This is a genomic window from Aquabacterium olei (assembly GCF_003100395.1).
GTDB classification, from domain to species: domain Bacteria; phylum Pseudomonadota; class Gammaproteobacteria; order Burkholderiales; family Burkholderiaceae_C; genus Aquabacterium; species Aquabacterium olei.
In genome coordinates this window covers 1,701,478-1,721,362 of record NZ_CP029210.1, presented here as the reverse complement: position 1 = coordinate 1,721,362, position 19,885 = coordinate 1,701,478, and the positions used below count along the sequence as shown (strand labels likewise).

The 19,885-nt window shown below is 66.3% G+C and carries 19 protein-coding genes; 8 read left to right on the top strand and 11 right to left on the bottom strand.

The window, feature by feature from the left end; genetic code table 11:
- The first annotated feature begins 176 nt into the window (after nt 1–176).
- Nucleotides 177–2,885 carry a hybrid sensor histidine kinase/response regulator gene (locus DEH84_RS07875; RefSeq protein ID WP_159098904.1) on the top strand — a complete coding sequence of 903 codons (2,709 nt, stop codon included), beginning with the start codon at nt 177–179 and terminating at the stop codon, nt 2,883–2,885.
- On the opposite strand, the gene ppsR is transcribed toward DEH84_RS07875, so the two are convergent.
- Nucleotides 2,879–3,697, bottom strand: coding sequence for a posphoenolpyruvate synthetase regulatory kinase/phosphorylase PpsR (gene ppsR / locus DEH84_RS07870; RefSeq protein ID WP_109038278.1), 819 nt, complete (start codon nt 3,695–3,697; stop codon nt 2,879–2,881). The two genes, DEH84_RS07875 and ppsR, sit on opposite strands and share 7 nt — an antisense overlap.
- Before the next feature lie 218 nt (nt 3,698–3,915).
- On the opposite strand from ppsR, the gene ppsA reads away from it, so the two are divergent.
- The 7 genes from ppsA (at nt 3,916) to dnaB (ending at nt 10,860) form a co-directional block, all read left to right on the top strand.
- Nucleotides 3,916–6,324 (top strand): phosphoenolpyruvate synthase, encoded by a 2,409-nt coding sequence (ppsA, locus tag DEH84_RS07865; RefSeq protein WP_109036307.1) that lies wholly within the window; start codon nt 3,916–3,918, stop codon nt 6,322–6,324.
- Between the two features lie 55 nt (nt 6,325–6,379).
- On the top strand, nt 6,380–7,582 hold the full coding sequence (locus tag DEH84_RS07860; protein WP_109036305.1) for an HPP family protein: 1,203 nt from the start codon (nt 6,380–6,382) through the stop codon (nt 7,580–7,582).
- Between the two features lie 136 nt (nt 7,583–7,718).
- A complete protein-coding gene (gene rpsF / locus DEH84_RS07855) occupies nt 7,719–8,084 on the top strand; it encodes a 30S ribosomal protein S6 (protein ID WP_109036303.1) in 366 nt (121 codons plus the stop codon).
- 65 nt (nt 8,085–8,149) lie between these two features.
- Complete coding sequence (gene priB / locus DEH84_RS07850; protein WP_109036301.1) at nt 8,150–8,440, top strand: primosomal replication protein N; 291 nt, start codon at nt 8,150–8,152, stop codon at nt 8,438–8,440.
- 28 nt (nt 8,441–8,468) lie between these two features.
- Nucleotides 8,469–8,762, top strand: a complete 294-nt coding sequence (gene rpsR / locus DEH84_RS07845) for a 30S ribosomal protein S18 (protein ID WP_058086160.1) — start codon at nt 8,469–8,471, stop codon at nt 8,760–8,762.
- 12 nt (nt 8,763–8,774) lie between these two features.
- Nucleotides 8,775–9,227: a 50S ribosomal protein L9 gene (gene rplI / locus DEH84_RS07840; protein WP_109036299.1), complete on the top strand. Its 453-nt coding sequence runs from the start codon at nt 8,775–8,777 to the stop codon at nt 9,225–9,227.
- A gap of 205 nt (nt 9,228–9,432) precedes the next feature.
- Nucleotides 9,433–10,860 carry a replicative DNA helicase gene (gene dnaB / locus DEH84_RS07835; protein ID WP_109036297.1) on the top strand — a complete coding sequence of 476 codons (1,428 nt, stop codon included), beginning with the start codon at nt 9,433–9,435 and terminating at the stop codon, nt 10,858–10,860.
- 120 nt (nt 10,861–10,980) lie between these two features.
- Here the strand turns inward: dnaB and DEH84_RS07830 are convergent, their stop codons facing one another.
- From DEH84_RS07830 to bamA, 10 genes are all read right to left on the bottom strand, one after another.
- Complete coding sequence (locus DEH84_RS07830) at nt 10,981–11,676, bottom strand: Bax inhibitor-1 family protein (RefSeq protein WP_109038277.1); 696 nt, start codon at nt 11,674–11,676, stop codon at nt 10,981–10,983.
- A gap of 94 nt (nt 11,677–11,770) precedes the next feature.
- A complete protein-coding gene (gene hemP, locus DEH84_RS07825; protein ID WP_109036295.1) occupies nt 11,771–11,989 on the bottom strand; it encodes a hemin uptake protein HemP in 219 nt (72 codons plus the stop codon).
- A 47-nt stretch (nt 11,990–12,036) separates the two neighbouring features.
- Complete coding sequence (locus tag DEH84_RS07820; RefSeq protein WP_109036293.1) at nt 12,037–12,873, bottom strand: TrmH family RNA methyltransferase; 837 nt, start codon at nt 12,871–12,873, stop codon at nt 12,037–12,039.
- 19 nt (nt 12,874–12,892) lie between these two features.
- Nucleotides 12,893–13,624 (bottom strand): ribonuclease HII, encoded by a 732-nt coding sequence (rnhB, locus tag DEH84_RS07815; RefSeq protein WP_109036291.1) that lies wholly within the window; start codon nt 13,622–13,624, stop codon nt 12,893–12,895.
- The gene (gene lpxB / locus DEH84_RS07810; RefSeq protein ID WP_245932718.1) at nt 13,593–14,732 is read right to left on the bottom strand and encodes a lipid-A-disaccharide synthase; all 1,140 of its coding nucleotides are present in this window, start codon (nt 14,730–14,732) and stop codon (nt 13,593–13,595) included. Before lpxB ends, rnhB begins: the two co-directional genes overlap by 32 nt.
- A gap of 25 nt (nt 14,733–14,757) precedes the next feature.
- Nucleotides 14,758–15,546: an acyl-ACP--UDP-N-acetylglucosamine O-acyltransferase gene (gene lpxA / locus DEH84_RS07805; protein ID WP_109036289.1), complete on the bottom strand. Its 789-nt coding sequence runs from the start codon at nt 15,544–15,546 to the stop codon at nt 14,758–14,760.
- A gap of 5 nt (nt 15,547–15,551) precedes the next feature.
- Entirely contained in the window at nt 15,552–15,992 is a 441-nt protein-coding gene (gene fabZ, locus DEH84_RS07800; RefSeq protein ID WP_109036287.1) for a 3-hydroxyacyl-ACP dehydratase FabZ, read from the bottom strand.
- The gene (gene lpxD, locus DEH84_RS07795) at nt 15,989–17,017 is read right to left on the bottom strand and encodes a UDP-3-O-(3-hydroxymyristoyl)glucosamine N-acyltransferase (protein WP_109036285.1); all 1,029 of its coding nucleotides are present in this window, start codon (nt 17,015–17,017) and stop codon (nt 15,989–15,991) included. The genes fabZ and lpxD overlap by 4 nt, the downstream gene beginning before the upstream one ends.
- 53 nt (nt 17,018–17,070) lie before the next feature.
- Complete coding sequence (locus tag DEH84_RS07790) at nt 17,071–17,580, bottom strand: OmpH/Skp family outer membrane protein (protein WP_109036283.1); 510 nt, start codon at nt 17,578–17,580, stop codon at nt 17,071–17,073.
- A gap of 2 nt (nt 17,581–17,582) precedes the next feature.
- Nucleotides 17,583–19,871 carry an outer membrane protein assembly factor BamA gene (bamA, locus tag DEH84_RS07785; protein WP_245932717.1) on the bottom strand — a complete coding sequence of 763 codons (2,289 nt, stop codon included), beginning with the start codon at nt 19,869–19,871 and terminating at the stop codon, nt 17,583–17,585.
- Nucleotides 19,872–19,885 lie beyond the last annotated feature (14 nt).

The following is a 19,885-nucleotide window of genomic DNA, read 5'->3' as shown; positions in this document are numbered from 1 at the left end:
CCACTACGCCGGTGTGCGGCGACAGTGGCGTTCAACAGGCGTCGGCCCCGGGCTTACTGGCGCCCCTGGCATGCGAGCCCGATCAGCAGCGCGCCGCCCCTCGAAGGGCGTGCCGGGAGGGCCTGATGTCGGGAGCCGTACCGCCTGCCGTTGGTCTTCATGGCCTCCGGCCCACCGTGCCAGTGGCCCGCGCCGAGCCGGCCTTCGATCAGGACGCCCTGCTTTATGCGCTGAACCAGGCCGTCACCGGCATCTGGCAGTGGGACACCGAAAGCAACGTCAACATCTGGTCAGACGCCGTCTGGCGACTGTACGGCCTCGACATCGACACCTACCCGCCGTGCTTTGACAGCTGGCTCATCAGCCTCCATCCCGACGACCGGGATGATGCGTGCGAGCTCTTGCGGCAAGCGACGGCCCAGCGACGGGCGTTCGAGCTGACCTGGCGCACCAATCCCGCACACGGCCCGGTTCGCTGGCTTCTCTCCCGGGGCCAGCCGGCGGATCGCCCGGGTGCGCTGCTCTACACCGGCGTGGTGCTCGACATCACCGAGCGACGCGAGGCGGAAATGGCCCTGCAGGCGCTCAACGCGACGCTGGAAGAACGCGTGGCCGAGCGCACCGCTGCCTTGTCGGAACACCAGCATCGCCTCCAGCACATCCTCGACGGCATCCCCGGCATGGTGGGCTACTGGGGGCGCGACTTCCGTAACCGGTTCGCCAACCACGCCTACCTGGAGTGGTTCGGCAAGACGCCGCAGGAGCTCGTCGGCCTGCACATCCGAGAACTGCTCGGTGACGAACTCTTCGAGCGCAACCGTCCCTACATGGAAGCGGCGCTGCGCGGAGAGGCACAGTGTTTCGAGCGCGACCTCCGTACGCGCCGCGGCGAGCTCCGCCACTGCCAGGCGCACTACCTGCCCGATTGGCGCGATGGCGAGGTGCGCGGCTTTCTCGTCATGGTGTTCGACATCAGCGAGGCCAAGGCGGCCCGTCAGTCCGCCGAGGCCGCCAATCAGGCCAAGAGCGTGTTCCTGGCGAACATCAGCCACGAACTGCGGACACCGCTGAACGCCATCTTCGGGCTGGCCCAGATGGGCGCCCGTCAGCCAGGCTCCGACGCCGCCCGGAGCACCTTCGAACAGATCCTGGCCACGGGCAAACACCTCCTGGCGCTCATCAACGACGTGCTGGATTTCTCCCGGATCGAAGCCGGCAAGATGCCCATTCAAGACGGCGACATCGACCTGGCCCAGCTGCTGGACCACGTGCTGTCGATGTGCGCCACCCAGGCCGAAGCCAAGGGCCTGTCGATGCTGCTCAGCGATGCACCCGACGTGCCGGGCCACTTCCGGGGCGACTTCACCCGCTGCGCCCAGATCCTGTTGAACCTCGTCAGCAACGCCATCAAGTTCACCGACCAGGGCATGGTCCACGTGGACGTCGATGCCAGCGACGCCACCCTGCGCCTCACGGTGCGTGACACTGGCATCGGGATCCCGCCGGAAGCACAGGACCGGCTCTTCCAGCCCTTCGAACAGATCCACATCGACGAAAGCCGCCGCGAAAGCAGCACCGGCCTGGGCCTGGCGATCAGCCAGCGGCTGGCGCAGCTGATGGGGGGCAACATCACGCTATCCTCCGGCGCCGGCCAGGGCAGCACATTCACCTTCTCGCTGCCCTTGCGCAACCCGCAGCCTGTCGACTGGCGCCCCTTGCGCAATCTGGTGGCGTGGCGGCACGACCGGATTGCGCTGCAGCGTCTGCACCACCTGCTTCAGGCACGCGAGCCGCAGATGCTGCTGGTCAGCGACCTGCCGCCCGCAACGCAAGCGCCCCACGCCCTGCTGCTGGACGTCGATCAACTCCTGCGCGCGCCGCCTGCCGCGCTGGAGTCCCTGGCCCGGCAAGGCTGCAGGCTGCTGGTGGTCGGCACCTCCAGCACGCCCCCCTCCCTTCCGCCGCACACCGCGGGTGCCACCCGTGTGATCGCCCCCCCGCTGAGCCCGCTTCGGGTGCTGCGCGCGCTGCAGCAGGCAGACGTGGCTCCGCCGCCGCAGGCCGGGCGTCCCCGGCTCGAGGGCCTGCAGATCCTGGCTGCCGAAGACAACGCCGTGAACCGGCTCGTGCTGGAGCAGATGCTGATTCAGGAAGGTGCGGCGGTTCACTTCGCCGGCGACGGCCTGCAGGCGCTGGAGCTGGTGCGCGCCCATGGCGCCGAACACTTCGACCTCGTCCTGTGCGACATCCAGATGCCCTTGATGGACGGCTACGAGACCACGCAGGCGCTGGCGCGCCTCGCCCCCGGCCTGCCAGTGGTCGGTCTGACGGCGCACGCCTTCCAGGCCGCACGCGAACGTGCGCTGCAGGCCGGCATGGTCGACTACGTCACCAAACCCTACCTGATCACCCCGCTGGTCGAGGCGGTGCTGCGGCATGCGCGACGCAAGCCACCGGCCCCCGCCGCCTTCGGCGCTGCTGGAACATCGACCGCCACCGGCAAGGTCTCGTCAGCCGGCCGACCGGTCAACATGGACGCCAACGCCGCCGCCTTCTGGAGCCACTACGCGCCCCAGCCCGCGCTGCGCACCCGGCTGGTGGAAGCGCTCAGCCACACCATCCCCGAACTGATCAACCAGCTCGAAGCCGCCCTCGCCTCGCAGGATTCCGAGGCCCTTGGCAAGGTCCTGCACAACGTCAAGGGCACCGGCCTGAATCTCCACGCCCCGATGCTCACCGCACAGGCCATCACCGGGCTCACGCAGGCGCGCTCGCAGGTGCCCGACATGTGGGACACGGCGCGCGAACTGATCGGCTCACTGAAGAACCTGATGGCGGCGCTGCAACACCTGCACGCCGCCGAAACACCCAGGGCGGATCAGTAGATCAACCGATCCGGCCGCAGATCGCGCAGGATGGTCGTGGCAATCTCTTCGATTGACTTGTGCGTGGACGACAGCCAGGAAATGCCCTCGCGCCGCATCATCGACTCGGCGGCCTGCACCTCGATCCGGCAGTTCTGCAGCGCAGCGTAGCGGCTGCCGGGGCGACGCTCGTTGCGGATCTGGCTCAGGCGCTCGGGGTCGATGGTCAGCCCGAAGCACTTCTTCTTGTACGGCTTGAGCATGCTCGGCAGAAAGCCCCGGTCGAAGTCTTCCGGAATCAGGGGCACGTTGGCCGCCTTGATGCCGTGCTGCATGGCCAGGTACAGTGAAGTCGGCGTCTTGCCACAGCGGCTCACGCCCACCAGCACCACATCGGCCGTCTCCAGGTTCCGCGACGACTGCCCATCGTCGTGCTCCAGCGCGAAGTTGATCGCGTCGATGCGGTCGTTGTACTCGCGGTCCTGGCTGGCATCGCTGAAACGCCCCACCCGATGGTTCGACTTCATGTTGAACTCGTGCTCCAGCGGCTCCACAAAGGTCTTGATGACATCGAAGACCTTGCCCTGGCAGCCCTTGAGGATGTCGAGCACCTCGTCGTTGGCCAGGGTGGTGAACACGATGGCCCGCTTGCCTTCGCGAATGCAGGCGGTGTTGATCTCGCGGACCACCTGGTGGGCCTTGTCCACCGTGTCGATGAACGGCCGCCGCACATGGCGCGGCTTGATCGCGAACTGCGCCAGGATGGAGTTGCCCATGGTTTCGGCCGTGATGCCGGTGCCATCGGACACGAAGAAAACGCTGCGATCACTCATGACAGAACGCGCCGTGGGGGGCGGCCCCACGGACAAAGGGCCCAAAAGTCCACATTCTGCCTCCGCGAAATCGCCGTGGCCCCTACAATCTCGCCCATCTGGTGCACAACACCGGTGAAGGCCCACAAGAATCAAAGGCTTACGCACAACGTGAGCCCCATTAAAGGCCTCGCTCCGGCGGTGTACCGACCCATTTTTTTACCATCCGGAGCTTTGTCATGACCCAACGATTCGAGCCGACCGCCCTGGTCGTGCCTTTCGAACAACTTCGCATGTCCGACGTCGAAGTCGTCGGCGGCAAGAACGCCAGCCTCGGCGAGATGATCTCGCAGCTGCCTGACGGCGTGCGCGTGCCCACGGGCTTCGCCACCACCGCCCACGCATTCCGCGAATTCCTGAAGCACGACGGACTGGCCGACCGCATCAGCCAGCGCCTGGCCACCCTCGACACCGAAGACGTGCGCGCCCTGGCCGCCGCCGGCGCCGAAATCCGTGGCTGGGTCGAAGCCCAGCCCTTCCCCGCCGATCTCGAAAAGGCCATCCGCGACGCCTTCGTGGTGCTCGCCGGTGACAACCTGCAGGCCTCGTTCGCCGTGCGCTCGTCGGCCACTGCCGAAGACCTGCCCGACGCCTCGTTCGCCGGCCAGCAGGAAACCTTCCTGAACGTCGTCGGCATCGAAGACATCCTGCACAAGATGAAGGAAGTCTTCGCCTCGCTGTACAACGACCGCGCCATTTCCTACCGCGTGCACAAGGGCTTCGCCCACGACGTGGTCGCCCTGTCGGCCGGCGTGCAGCGCATGGTGCGCTCCGACCTCGGCGCCGCCGGTGTGATGTTCACCATCGACACCGAATCCGGTTTCTCCGACGTCGTCTTCATCACCTCCAGCTACGGTCTGGGTGAAACCGTGGTGCAGGGCGCCGTCAACCCCGACGAGTTCTACGTCCACAAGCCCGCCCTGAAGTCCGGCAAGCAGGCTGTCATCCGCCGCAACCTGGGCTCCAAGCTGATCAAGATGGAGTTCAGCACGGCCGAAGAAAAGGCCGCCACCGGCAAGCTGGTCAAGACGGTCGACACCACCGTCGAGGCCCGCAACCGCTACTCCCTGAGCAACGAAGACGTCACCGAACTGGCCAAGTACGCCATCATCATCGAGCAGCACTATGGCCGCCCGATGGACATCGAATGGGGCAAGGACGGCACCGACGGCAAGCTCTACATCCTGCAGGCCCGTCCGGAAACCGTGAAGAGCCAGCAGCAGGGCAAGGCCGAGCAGCGCTACAAGCTCAAGGGCACCGGCACCATCCTGGCTGAAGGCCGCGCCATCGGTCAGAAGATCGGCACCGGCCCCGTGCGCCTGGTGCACTCCATCACCGAGATGGACCGCGTGCAGCCCGGCGACGTGCTGGTCACCGACATGACCGACCCCAACTGGGAGCCGGTGATGAAGCGCGCCAGCGCCATCGTCACCAACCGCGGCGGCCGCACCTGCCACGCTGCCATCATCGCGCGTGAACTCGGCATCCCCGCTGTGGTGGGCTGCGGCAACGCCACCGAGCGTCTGAAGGACGGCACCCTGGTCACCGTGGCCTGCTCGGAAGGCGACACCGGCTACATCTACGAAGGCCTGCTGGAAACCGAAGTCACTGAAGTGACCCGCGGTGAAATGCCCCACATCGGTCTGAAGGTCATGATGAACGTCGGCAACCCGCAGCTGGCCTTCGACTTCTGCCAGATGCCGAACAACGGCGTGGGCTTGGCCCGCCTCGAGTTCATCATCAACAACAACATCGGCGTCCACCCCAAGGCCATCCTCGACTACCCGAACGTCGACAACGACCTGAAGAAGGCCGTCGAGTCGGTGGCCCGCGGCCACGCCTCGCCCCGCGCCTTCTACGTCGACAAGCTGGCCGAAGGCGTGGCCACCATCGCCGCCGCCTTCTGGCCCAAGCCCGTCATCGTGCGCCTGTCGGACTTCAAGTCCAACGAGTACAAGAAGCTGATCGGCGGTTCGCGCTACGAGCCCGAAGAAGAAAACCCGATGCTCGGCTTCCGTGGCGCCTCGCGCTACATCAGCGCCGAGTTCGGTGAAGCCTTTGCCATGGAATGCGAGGCGCTCAAGCGTGTGCGCAACGACATGGGCCTGACCAACGTCGAGATCATGGTGCCCTTCGTGCGCACCCTGAAGCAGGCCGAGCGCGTGACCGGCATGCTGGCCGATCACGGCTTGGTGCGTGCCGCCAAGGGTGGCACCGACGGCCTGCGCGTCATCATGATGTGCGAAGTGCCCTCGAACGCCATCCTGGCCGAGCAGTTCCTCGAGTACTTCGACGGCATGTCCATCGGCTCGAACGACCTGACCCAACTCACCCTGGGCCTCGACCGCGACTCCGGACTCGAGCTGCTGGCCGCCGACTTCGACGAGCGCGATCCCGCCGTCAAGGCCATGATCTCGCGCGCCATTGCGGCATGCCGCGCCCATGGCAAGTACGTTGGCATCTGCGGACAAGGCCCCAGCGATCATCCGGACTTTGCCGAATGGCTGGCCGCAGAAGGCATTGTGTCGATCTCCCTCAACCCCGACACCGTGGTCGAGACCTGGCAGCGCCTGGCCGCCAAGTCCTGATCGCACTCGGGACGCGACACAGAAAAGGGGCTTCGGCCCCTTTTTTCATGGCCCGATGACCACCCCTCTCAGCCCACTGCAACGCACAGCCAGCCCCGCATGGCTGCACCGCGCCAGAACCCTGCTCTGGCCTTCGCCGACACTGCCCAGCCGCAAGGAGCGCATCCGGGCCGCAATCGGAGCCGGCATCGGTCTGTTGATCACGGCCCTCGTGTGCCACGGCCTGGGGCCATCCGGACCGGCCAACCTGTGGCTGATGGCACCGCTCGGCGCCTCGGCGGTGCTGGTATTCGCCGTCCCGGCCGGCCCCATGGCGCAACCGTGGGCGGCCCTCGGTGGCAACACCCTGTCCTCGCTCATCGGACTCGGTTTCGCCTTCAGCGGGCTGGATGCCGAGTGGGCCGGCCCCATCGCTGTGGGTGCGGCCATGCTCTGCATGCTCGCCCTGCGCTGCCTCCACCCACCGGGTGGTGCCGTGGCCCTCACGGCCGTGCTCACCCACACCACCCAGTGGACCTATCCCCTGTTTCCCGTTTTCGTGAACACGCTCCTGCTGGTGTGCGTGGGTGCCGTCTACAACAGTCTGACCGGACGCCCTTATCCGCACCCGCAAGGCGCCCCGTCGCCTGGCCCCTCCGACGGGCGCTCGGGCGCCGCCGAACCCGACGCCTTGAGCGAGGTCCTGCAACGCTACAACCAGGTCCTCGACATCAGCCGCGACGACCTCGAAGCGCTGCTCCACGAAACCGAGCGCCTGGCCTACCGCGACCGGCTGAGCGCCCTGCGCTGCAGCAACATCATGTCCGCGCCCCCCATCACGGTGCAGTTCGGCACCCCGCTGCAGGAAGCGTGGAACCTCCTCGCCCGGCATGACATCAAGGCACTGCCCGTGGTCGACCGCTACCAGCACCTCGTGGGCATCGTCACACGCGCCGACTTCATGCGCCACGCCGACCGCGTCGCCGGGCAATCAGCCGGCGAGGTGCGCGCCCTGGCAGAGCGCCTCCGCACCCTGCTGCGCCCCACCCCGGGCACCGACTCGGACAAGGCCGAGGTCGTGGGCCAGATCATGACGCGTCAGGTGCGCGTGGCCAGCGCCGACCGCCCCCTCATCGACCTGCTGCCCCTGTTCACCGAGGGCGGGCACCACCACATCCCGATCGTGAGCGACGACAGGCGGCTCGTGGGCATCCTGACGCAGTCCGATTTCCTGCGCGCCTGGTCCCGCGCCGTGCACGACGGTTGGCGGCAGGGCTGAATCGGTGCTAGACTCGCAGGCTTTCCCGAATGTTGGGTGTCGTGCGCTTTCACTGTGCGCGGCACGCAGCCCTTGCCGTCAGCGGGTTTGACGCTTCGCGACGGCTTCCATCAACTGGAATCCACAAGGAGTTTCCATGCGTCACTACGAAATCATCGTGCTGATCCACCCGGATCAAAGCGAACAGGTTCCGGCCATGCTGGAGCGCTACAAGACCCTGATCACCACGAACGGTGGCCAGGTGCACCGCGTTGAAGACTGGGGCCGCCGTCAGCTGGCTTACCAGATCAACAAGCTGGCCAAGGCGCACTACCTGTGCCTGAACGTCGAAATCAGCAAGGAAACCCTGGCTGAAATCGAAACCGGCTTCAAGTTCAACGACGCCGTGCTGCGTCACCTGACCGTGCAGAAGGACAAGGCCGAGACCGCTCCTTCCGTGATGATGAAGCAAGTTGAGCGTGAAGAGGCCCGCAAGGCCGCTCAGGAGCAAGCCGCTGCCTGATTGATGCCGCAAGGCATCCAGGCACCGCGTCCCCGCGATCGGGGTCTGCGCGGGCACCGCACGACATGAATCACGTCCTGCTGTCCGCCAAGATCATCGAGCGCAAGGCGCTGCGATACACCCCCGCCGGCCTCCCCGCCCTCGACCTCGTGCTTGAACACGAATCCGAGGTGACGGAAGCCCAGCAGACCCGCAAGGTGAAGCTGGAACTCAGGGCCCTGGCGCTTGGCGACATCGCCAACCGCCTGAACCGGCAGGACACCGGTGTGCCCATCGGCATCACCGGCTTCCTCGGGGCGCCGCGCAACGGACGAGGTGTGCTGCTTCACATCACCGAACTCAACGACATCGTTTAAACATCCATTCGGATACTGAGAGGTCATCATGGCTGCTCCCCGCTCCAAGAACGGCAAGTTCTCCAAAGACCGCAAGGGCAAGCGCAACACGCAATCCCTGCTGTTCCGCCGCAAGCGCTTCTGCCGCTTCACCGTCGCTGGCGTCGAACAGATCGACTACAAGGACGTCGACACCCTGCGCGACTTCATCGCTGAAAACGGCAAGATCATCCCCGCACGCCTGACCGGCACCCGCGCGATCTACCAGCGTCAGCTGACCACCGCCATCAAGCGCGCTCGCTTCCTGGCCCTGCTGCCCTACAGCGATCAGCACCGCGTCTAAGGAGTCCTCGTCATGCAAATCATCCTCCTCGAAAAAGTCGCCAACCTGGGCAACCTGGGTGATGTGGTCAAGGTGAAGGACGGCTACGCCCGTAACTTCCTGATCCCGACCAAGCAGGCCCGTCGCGCCACCGAAAAGGCCGTGGCCGAGTTCGAAGCCCGTCGCGCCGAGCTGGAAAAGGCTCAGGCCGAGAAGCTGGCCGCCGCTCAGGCCGTCGGCGAAAAGCTGACCGGCAAGACCGTCACCGTCAGCCAGAAGGCTGGCGTGGACGGCCGCCTGTTCGGTTCGGTCACCAACCACGACATCGCCGATGGCCTGAAGGCCGCTGGCTTCGACGTGGCCAAGCAGCAGATCCGTCTGCCGAACGGCCCGCTGAAGACCGTGGGCGAGCACCCGGTTTCCGTGGCGCTGCACACCGATGTGGTGGTCGACGTGACCGTGGCTGTGGTCGGCGAAACCGTCTGATCGCGTCACGCGCACACTGAGCCAGGCCTGCCCTGGCTCCCCCCGCAGGGCCGGCTTTTGCCGGCCTTGTTCATTTTGGGCGCCGACTTGTCCACCGCATTGCACAGGTCACCCCCAGGCTGTCCCACGCCCGTTCACAGGCTTGCCCACAGCCTTGTCCACAGGCACGCCACCACGCGGTGTGCGCGCCACTTATCATTGCGTCATGGCCGCTGTGTTCCCCTCCTCCAACGCGTCGAACGACACCCGCATCCCGAGCGACGAGATCGCCAAGTTGCGCGTGCCGCCCCACTCCATTGAGGCTGAACAGAGCGTTCTGGGTGGCCTGCTGCTCGACAACAGCGCCTGGGACCGCGCCTCGGATCTGCTCAGTGAAAGCGATTTCTATCGCCACGAACACCAGCTCATCTTTACCGCCATCCAGCAGTTGATCAACGCCTCCAAGCCGGCGGACGTGATCACGGTCTACGAGCAGCTCCAGATGGCGGGCAAAGGCACGGAAATCGGCGGGCTGGGCTACCTGAACGCCCTCGCGCAGTCCGTGCCCAGTGCGGCCAACATGCGCCGCTACGCAGAAATCGTCCGTGAGCGTGCGGTGCTGCGCAAGCTGGTCACCGTCAGCGATGAGATCGCGACCAACGCCTTCAACCCGGGTGGCCGCTCGGTTTCCGACATCCTCGACGAGGCCGAAGCCAAGGTCATGAAGATCGGCGAGGAAGGCAACAAGAGCAAACAGGGCTTCCACTCGATGGACGGCCTGGTGGTCGACCTGCTCGACCGCGTGACTGAACTGGCCGACAACGGCTCCGAAGACGTGACCGGCGTGCGCACCGGCTTTGTCGAGATGGACAAGATGACGGCCGGCCTGCAGAAGGGCGACCTCATCATCCTGGCGGCGCGCCCCTCCATGGGCAAGACGGCCTTTGCGCTGAACATCGGCGAGAACGTCGCGGTCAATGAAGGCCTGCCGGTGGCCGTGTTCTCGATGGAAATGGGCGCCTCCCAGCTCGCCCTGCGTATGGTGGGCTCGATCGGCCGCATCAACCAGCAGAACCTGCGTACCGGTCGTCTCACGGACGACGAATGGAGCCGCCTGAGCGAAACCGTCGAGAAGCTCCGCACGGCCAACGTCTTCATCGACGAGACGCCGGGCCTGTCGCCCAACGAACTGCGGGCACGCGCCCGCCGGCTGGCGCGTCAGTTCGGTGGCACGCTGGGCCTGATCATCATCGACTACCTGCAGCTGATGAGCGGCTCGGGTGGCAACGAGGAAAACCGCGCCACCGTGATCGGCGAAATTTCGCGGGGCCTGAAGGCGCTGGCCAAGGAGCTACAGTGCCCGGTGATCGCGCTGTCCCAGCTGAACCGCTCGGTCGAAACGCGCCCCGACAAGCGCCCCATGATGTCCGACCTGCGGGAATCCGGCGCCATCGAGCAGGACGCCGACGTCATCATGTTCATCTACCGCGACGAGTACTACAACCGCGAATCGAAGCTGCAGGGCATGGCCGAAATCATCATCGGCAAGCAGCGTAACGGGCCGGTGGGCGCCGTTCACCTGGCCTTCCTGAAGGCCAACACGCGCTTCGAGAACCTGGCCCCCGGCACCTACGTCGGCGGCGACGAATACTGAAGCAAAGGCCGCCCATGGCCGTTGCCAGCGGCGGCTCCGTTCTCACGAACCAGAAAAGAGGCCGCAACGCGCCAGGCGTGCGGCCCTTGTTCCAGGTGCGCATGCGCACCGGGATGGGAATCAGTCGTCGCTGCCGCCGAGGATGCCCAGCAGTTGCAGCAATGCGGTGAACACGTTGTAGATGTCGAGGTAGATGGCCAGGGTCGCCGTGACGTAGTTCGTCTCGCCACCGTCCATCACGCGCTTCAGGTCATACAGGATGTAGGCCGAGAAGATGCCCACCATCAGCGTCGACACGGCGAGCATCAGCGCCGGCATCTGCAGCCAGATGTTGGCCACAGCGGCCACCAGCACGACCAGCACCCCCACGAACAGCCACTTGCCCATGCCGGACAGGTCGCGTTTGATGGTCGACGCCAGCGTGGCCATGGCACCGAAGACCACCGCTGTGCCGCCGAAGGCGAAGCCGATCAACTGGGCCCCATTGGACAGGCCCAGCACCGCCCCGATGAGCCGCGAGAGCATCAGGCCCATGAAGAAGGTGAAGCCCAGCAGCAGCAGCACCCCGACGCCCGAGTGCTTGAACTTCTCGATGGCGAAGAAGAAGCCGAACGCGACGGCCATGAAAATGCCGAAGCCGATCAACGGGCTGCCGCTGAAGAAACTGAAGCCCATCGAGACACCCAGCCAGGCGCCGAGGACGGTGGGCACCATCGACAGGGCCAGCAGGGCGTAGGTGTTGCGCAGCACGCGACGCTGTGCACCGACGGCCTGGCCGCCATACACGGCGTCAAGGGGTTTGAGCGAGCGATCCATGTTCATCCTCCATCAAGACAGGCGCAGACCGCGCGGCGCGCGGTTCTGCCATGGGCGCATTGTACGGGCGGCCTCACCACCCCTGCCCCCAACGTCACTTTGTGAGGATGAGCTTGCCCAGCTTGGTCAGGCGAAGCTGGTAGAGGGCCCCCTCGTGCTGGATGTGCAGCACGCGGCCCCCACGAAACAGCGCTTCGCTGTCGACGGTGTGCAGAGTCGCGTCGGCACTGCCACCCAGGTCAGCCGGAGAGATGGCGGCACCGGCCGACGGGCAGTCAGCCACCGGGTGGGACTCGCGTGAGAGTTCTTGCATGCCGGCATTCTAAATGCGAATAATTCGCACTACAAGGGGCGATGCGATCAAAGGCGGCGTCGGAGCGATTCGTACAGGCAGATCGCTGCAGCCGAGGCGACATTGAGCGACTCTTCGCCGCCCGGCTGCGGAATGGACACCGTCATCGCACACCGCGTCATCAGCGCATCGCCCACGCCCTGCCCCTCGTGCCCCAGCACCCAGGCACAAGGATCCGGCAGCGGCGCCACAGGCAGCAAGTGTTCGGCATGCGAGCTGGTGGCCACCAGAGGCACCGCCAGGTCGTCCAGTTCGGCCACCTCCACCTGCTCCACCAGATGGAGGCCGAAGTGCGCCCCCATGGCCGCCCGCAACACCTTGGGCGACCACAGCGCTGCGGTGCCCTTGATGGCAACCACCTGTTGCACGCCCAGCGCCGAGGCGCTGCGCAGGATCGAGCCGACATTGCCCGCGTCCTGCAGTCGGTCGAGCACCACGGTCGCCAGACCCGGGCGAAGCGCCCCGCTGCCATCCGGGCGCGCCAGCAGGAAGCCGATGCGGGCAGGCGACTCCAGGCCCGTGAAATGCCGCCACAGCGCTTCGGGCACCACCACCACACGGGCCGCATGGCGGGCCAGCTGGCTCAAGGCGGCCGCCTGCGCATCCTGGCCGCTTGCGCAGCCATGCTCGCCCAACCAGGCCGTGTCGGCCACCACGGCGGTGTCCGCCGGCACACCGCGCTGAACGGCTGCGGCACACAGGTGGTCGCCCTCGAGCCAGACCTCGCCCAGCTTGCGGTAGGCCGTCGGGTCCTGCCCGAGCTTGCGCAAGCGCTGAACGAGGGCGTTGTCGCGCGAAGTGACGAACTGCGGCGGGCGCGGGGTGGCGCGGTCGGTGGGGCTCATGGCAGATGGATCAGACGAATCAGGCCAGCGAAAGACCGTCGGCGGCGGCAGTGGACAGCACGTTCATCGAAACGGCAGAGTCGACCGGCACCGCGACGCGGCCTTCGGCCAATGCGAGCCTTACCGGGGCGAAGCTGCGCCGATGCGCTGGCGTCACGCCATGCTCGCCCAGCGCTGCCAGGTGTTCCGGCGTCGGGTACCCCTTGTGGGACTCGAAGCCATGGTGAGGATAGCGGGCGTGCAGCGCATCGCACAGGCGGTCGCGATGCACCTTGGCCAGAATGGATGCAGCAGAAATCGCCTGAACCTTGGCGTCGCCCTTGACAATGGCCTGGGCGGCCACACCCAGATGCGGTGGCACGCGGTTGCCATCCACCTGCACCAGGGCTGGTTTCAGCCGCAGCCCATCGACCGCCCGCTTCATCGCCAGCATGGTCGCATGCAGGATGTTCAGCTGGTCGATCTCCTCGACACTCGCTTCGGCAATGCAGCAGCACAGCGCCTTCGCCCGGATCTCGTCGAACAGACGCTCGCGGGCGCGGGCTGTCAGCTTCTTCGAATCGTTCAGGCCCGCAATGGGCTGCAGGTCATCGAGGATCACCGCGGCGGCCACCACGGGACCGGCGAGCGGCCCGCGCCCCGCCTCGTCGACCCCGGCCAGCAGGCCGATCACGGGCGGCGTCCAGAGCAGATCCAGCTGCTCGGGGGCAGCAGAGGCGTCAGCGCGCGCCGATGACCTGGGCGATCGCATCGGTGGCGGCCCGGGCCGTGTCGCGGCGCAGGCTGTGGTGAAGTTCGGTGAAACGCTGCTGAACGGCCTCGCCCCGGGCCGGGTTGTCCAGCCAGTCCAGCACATCGCGCGCGAGCTGTGCAGGCTCGGCGGCATCCTGAAGCCGTTCGGGCACCACGAAATCGTTCGCGAGGATGTTGGGCAGCCCCACCCAGGGCAGGTAGCCCATGTGCCGCATGATGTGCCAGCTCAGCGTGCTGATGCGGTAGCCGATCACCATCGGACGCTTGAACAGCGCCGCTTCGAGCGTGGCCGTACCGGACGCAATCAGCGTCACGTCGCAGGCGGCCAACGCATCGTGCGACTGGCCGTCGAGCAGCGTCAGGGGCACGTCCGGGCAATGGACCTGCACCAGCGGCTCGATCATCCCGCGCAGCCCGGGCGCCATCGGCAGCACGAAGCGCAGATCGGGCCGCTGGCGGGCCAGCAGCGCCACCGTGTCAAGGAAGGTCGGCGCGATGTAACGGATCTCGCCACGCCGGCTGCCCGGCAGCACGGCCACCAGCGGCGTGCCCTCGGCCACGCCCAGGCGGCCGCGCGCCGCTTCGCGCGGCGGCGCGATCGGGATCGTGTCGGCCAGCGGGTGCCCCACGAAGGTGGCGCCGATGCCCTTGGCGTGATAGAGCTCGGGCTCGAACGGGAACAGGCACAGCATGTGATCCACCGAACGGTGGATCTTGTTGATGCGCCCGCCACGCCAGGCCCAGATCGACGGGCTCACGAAGTGCACCGTCTTGACCCCCGCTGTCTTCAAGCGGGCCTCCAGGCCCAGGTTGAAGTCCGGCGCGTCCACGCCCACGAACACGTCCGGGCGGTCGGCCAGCAGCCGGTCGCTCAAGCGCTCGCGGATGGTCCAGATTTCCCGGAAGCGGCGCACCAGTTCGAGGTTGAAACCGTGCACGGCCAGCTTGTCACTCGGCCACCAGGCATCGAACCCTTCGGCTGCCATGCGTGGGCCGCCAATGCCGGCAGCCCTCAGGTCGGGCCAGCGCCCCTTCAGGCCACCCAGCATCAGCGCCGCCAGCAGGTCGCCGGACGCCTCGCCGGCCACCATTGCAATGCGGGTCATGCGCCCGCTCCTGCCCGCGCGTTCATCAACGCACGATGCCCCGGCTGGCCAGCGCCAGGAAGGACAGCATGTTGTCGATGTCCGCGTCGGCATCGGGCTGCTGCCCGCGCAGCGCAGCGATCTCGGCCTTGGCGGCCTCGAGCGTCAGGCCACGGCGGAACAGCAACTTGTGCACCTGTTTGAGCATGCTCAGGCGCTCGGCCGAGTAGCCCTTGCGGCGCGGCCCTTCCTGGTGCACGTTCTGCACTTCGGCCGGGTTGCCGGCGGCCACCGTGAACGGCGGCAGGTCCTGCGACAGACGGGTCTGGAAGCCCAACATGGCGAAGTCACCGATGCGCACGAACTGGTGGATGCCGCTCATGCCGCCGATCAGCGTGTGGTTGCCCACCAGCACATGGCCTGCGAACTGCACCGCATTGGCGATCACATTGTGGTCACCAATGACGCAGTCGTGCGCCACGTGCACATAGGCCATGATCCAGTTGTCGTGGCCGATCTGGGTCAGCCCCTTGTCCTGCACCGTGCCCGTGTTGAACGTGGTGAACTCGCGGATGGTGTTGCGGTCCCCGATGATGAGCTGGGTGGGCTCACCCCGGTATTTCTTGTCCTGCGGGTCGGCGCCGAGCGACGCGAACTGGTAAATGCGGTTGTCGCGGCCGATCGTGGTGTGGCCCTCGATCACGCAGTGGGGGCCCACGGTCGTGCCCTCGCCGATCCGCACGTCGGGGCCGATCAGCGTGTGCGCCCCCACGGTGACCGAATCGGCCAGCTCGGCCTTCGGGTCGACGATGGCGGTCGGATGGATGCTCGCCATGGCGCTCAGGACACCTTGCGCACAGTGCACATCAGGTCGGCTTCGACCGCCAGCTCTTCGCCCACCAGCGCGCGCGCCTTGAACTTGTAGATGCCGCCCTTGTTGCGGTCCATGGCCACATCGAGGAACAGCTGGTCACCCGGCTCGACCGGGCGCTTGAAGCGTGCGCCATCGATGCCGACGAAGTAGTACACCGAGTTGTCGTCCACGCCAATGCCCTGCGTCTCGAACGCCAGCAGCGCAGCCGCCTGGGCCAATGCTTCCAGCATCATCACGCCGGGCATCACCGGGCGGTTCGGGAAGTGACCCTGGAAAAACGGCTCGTTGATCGTGACGTTCTTCAGCGCGCGGATGCGCACGTTCTTCTCGACTTCGAGCACACGGTCCACCATCAGGAAGGGGTAACGATGGGGGAGCTTTTGAAGGATCTTGTGGATGTCCATCAGCTTTTCACTTGCTTTTCTAGGGTACGGATGCGGTCGCGCAAGGCGTGGAGTTGACGCAGGGTCGCCGCGTTCTTCTCCCAGTTCGCGTTCTCGTCGAACGGGAAGGCGCCGCTGTAAAGGCCCGGTTTGAGCACCGAGCGGGAAATGAGGGTGCCCGACGACACGTGGACGTGGTCGGCGAGCGTCAGGTGGCCCAGGATCATGCCGGCGCCACCCACCGTGCAGTGCTTGCCGATGCGGGCGCTGCCGGCCACGCCGACGCAGCCGGCCATCGCGGAGTGGTCGCCGATGTGGACGTTGTGGGCGATCTGCACGAGGTTGTCGAGCTTGACGCCGTTGCCGATCGTGGTGTCTTCCAGCGCGCCGCGGTCGACGCAGGTGTTGGCGCCCAACTCCACGTCGTCACCGATTCGGACGGCGCCCAGCTGCTCGATCTTCTCCCACGCGCCCTGGTGGGGCGCGAAGCCGAAGCCATCGGCACCGATGACCACGCCGCTGTGAAACAGGCAGCGTGCACCCACCACGCAGTCGAACCCGATGGTGACGCGGGGCGCCAGGCGCGTGTCGGCGCCAATGCGCGCGCGTGCACCCACGGTGCAGTGCGGCCCGACGATGACGCCGTCTTCGAGGATGGCCCCCGCCTCGACCACTGCCAGGGGCCCGATGTGCACGTTCTGGCCGATGACCGCCGTGGCATCGACCACGGCGCTCGGATGGATGCCGGCCGCGGGGCGCGGGCGAACGCGCTCGGCCCACCACTGGGTCAGGCGCGCAAAGTAGAGGTAAGGATCGGCCGTGACGATGGCCGCGCCGCGGGCCACGGCCTCCTCCAGCACTGCCGGGCTCACGATCACGCACCCTGCCTGGGTGGTGAGCAGCTGGGCGCGGTACTTGGGGTTCGAGAGGAACGCAATGCTGCCCGCATCACCCGACTCCAGCGGCGCAATGCGGTGAACCAGCTGGTGGACGGGGCCGTGGAGTTCGCCGCCCAGGGCTGCCACCAGCTCACCGAGGCGAACAGCCATCCCGGTGGGCTGGCTGTCGGCTACAGGTGCGCGGTCATCGGAAGCTGGCCCGTTCACTTGCTCGATCCGCCGTTCAAGGCCCGGATGACCTTGTCGGTGATGTCCACGCGGGGGCTGGCAAACACGGCTTCCTGAACGATGAGGTCGTACTTTTCCTGATCGAAGATCTGACGCACCACGCGGTTGGCGCGGTCCAGCACCGCCGAAAGCTCTTCGTTCTTGCGCTGGTTCAGGTCTTCCTGGAACTCGCGGCGCTTACGCTGCAGTTCGCGGTCCTGCTCGATCAGTTCCCGCTGACGGCGCGCACGCTCGTTCTCGGCCAGCGTCGGGGCGTCCTTCTCGAAACGGTCCGAGGCGGCCTTGAGCCGATTCTCGTTGTCGAGCAGCTCCTTTTCGCGGCGCCCGAACTCCGATTCCAGCTTGACCTGGGCAGACTTGGCCGGTGCCGCATCACGCAGCACGCGGTCGAGGTTCACGAAACCGATCTTGAGTTCCTGCGCCTGCACAGCCAGGGCACCCATCAGGAGGCCAGCGGCCACCAGGGTCTTGAGGTACGAGGTCATGGTCAGAATGCGGTGCCGATCTGGAACTGGAGACGCTGGATTTTATCTTGATCGAAATAGCGCAAGGGCTTGGCGTAGCTCAACTTGAGCGGCCCCACTGGCGACACCCAGCTGATGCCCACACCCACCGAGGCGCGGAGGTCCTGCGCGCGAATGGACTGCTCTTCGCCCCAGACGTTGCCGGCATCCGCGTAGCCGAACAGTCGCAGCGTGCGGTCGTTGCCGGCGCCGGGGAATGGGACGTAGAACTCGGCGTTCAGGTTCAGGCGCTTGTTGCCGCCCAGGTAAGAGCCTTCGATGTCGACCGGGCCCAGCGAGCTCACTTCGAAGCCCCGCACGGTGCCCAGGCCGCCGCCGTAGTAGTTCTTGAAGACAGGGTACGGCTTGCCGCCCAGCCCCTTGCCGTACGAGATTTCACCGTTCAGGCCCAGCGTGTAGGCCTTGCTGAACGGGATGTACTGCTGCGCCTGGTAGTTGCCGCGTGCGTACTGGGTCGAGCCGGCCAGGCTGACGTCCACGTTGAGGCGCTGGTAGCGACCTTGCGTCGGGGCGATCACGCTGTCGCGGGAATCGCGGGCCCAGCCCACGCTCAGCGGATAGGACGTGGCCGGCGAGCCGAACTGCTCGCGCGCCAGCGTGAACCGGACCGGCAGGCCCGTGCTGCCTTCAATCTTGTTCTGCTCGATGCCAGCCCCGAAGAACACACGGTCGAACTCGGTGAAGGGCACGCCGAACCGGATCGTGCCCGACTGCGTGACGATCTTGTAGTCACCCGAGGTCGTGTTGTACGGGCGGGAGGTGCGGTGCGCGACCTCGTAGGTGCGCGAAATGCCGTTGTCGGTGAAGTACGGGTCCGTGGCGCTGACCACGATGGTCCGGTTGTAGCGGCTGGTGTTGACGTCCAGGCCCAGGTAGTTGCCGGAGCCGAACACGTTGTCCTGACGGATCGACGCCGTCACCGTGAACTTCTCGGCGCTCGAGAAGCCCGCGCCCAGCATCAGGTTGCCGGTCGGCTTTTCTTCCACCGTGATGGTCAGGTCGACCTGATCGGCCGTGCCCGGCACCTCGACGGTGTCGATGCTGACCTGCTTGAAGTAGCCCAGGCGGTCCACACGGTCGCGCGACAGCTTGATCTTCTGGCCGTCATACCAGGCCGACTCGAACTGGCGGAATTCACGGCGGATGACTTCGTCGCGCGTGCGGGAGTTGCCCGCCACGTTGACGCGTCGCACGTACACGCGCCGCTGCGGCTGCGCCACCATCACCACCTCGACCTGCCCCTTCTCACGATCGAGCTGCGGGCGGAAGTCGACCTTGGCAAACGCATACCCGAAGGCGGCGAACCGGTCGGTGAAGGCACGCGTGGTCGACGCCACGTCCTCGGCGCGGTAAGGCTCGCCCGGCTTGACGGTCACCAGGTTGCGGAAAGCCTCGTCCTGCCCCAGGAAATCACCTTCGAGGCGAACGCCCGTGACGACATAGCGCGGACCTTCGGTCACGTTGATCGCGATCGAGATGTCCTGCTTGTCCGGCGAGATCGCCACCTGGGTGGAATCGATCCGGAACTCGAGGTAGCCACGGTTCAGGTAGTACGAGCGGATGGTCTCCAGGTCGGCGTTCAGCTTGGCGCGCGCGTACTGGTCGGACTTGGTGTACCAGCTGAGCCACCCGCCGGTGGTCAGGTCCATCTGGCCCAGCAGCGTGCTTTCCGAAAAGGCCTTGTTGCCGGTGATGCGGATGGACTTGATCTTGGTGACCTCGCCTTCCGTGACGGTGAAGGTCACGTTGACGCGGTTGCGCTCGGCCGGCGTGATGGTCGTGACGACCTCGACGCCGTACAGGCTGCGCGACAGGTACTGCCGCTTGAGCTCCTGCTCGGCGCGGTCGGCCAGTGCGCGGTCGAAAGGCTGACCTTCGCCGATCCCGATGTCCTTGAGCGCCTTCACAAGGTTGTTCTTGTCGAACTCCTTGGTCCCGACGAACTCGACGCGCGAGATCACCGGGCGCTCTTCTACCACCACCACAGCGACGTTGCCGTCGATCTGGATGCGCACGTCCTTGAACAGCCCGGTGGCGAACAGGGCGCGCAGGCCTGTGGCGCCCTTGTCGTCGGTGTAGGTGTCACCCACACGGAACGGCAGTGCGGCAAACACGGTGCCGGCATCGGCGCGCTGCAAGCCCTCGACGCGGATGTCCTTGAGCACGAAGGGCTCGACGGCCCATGCAGACTGGAACAGCGAGGAAGCCAACAAGGCAGCCAGCAGGGTCGGCTTCAGCCGAGCGGACGTCATGGAGGGGATGTGCA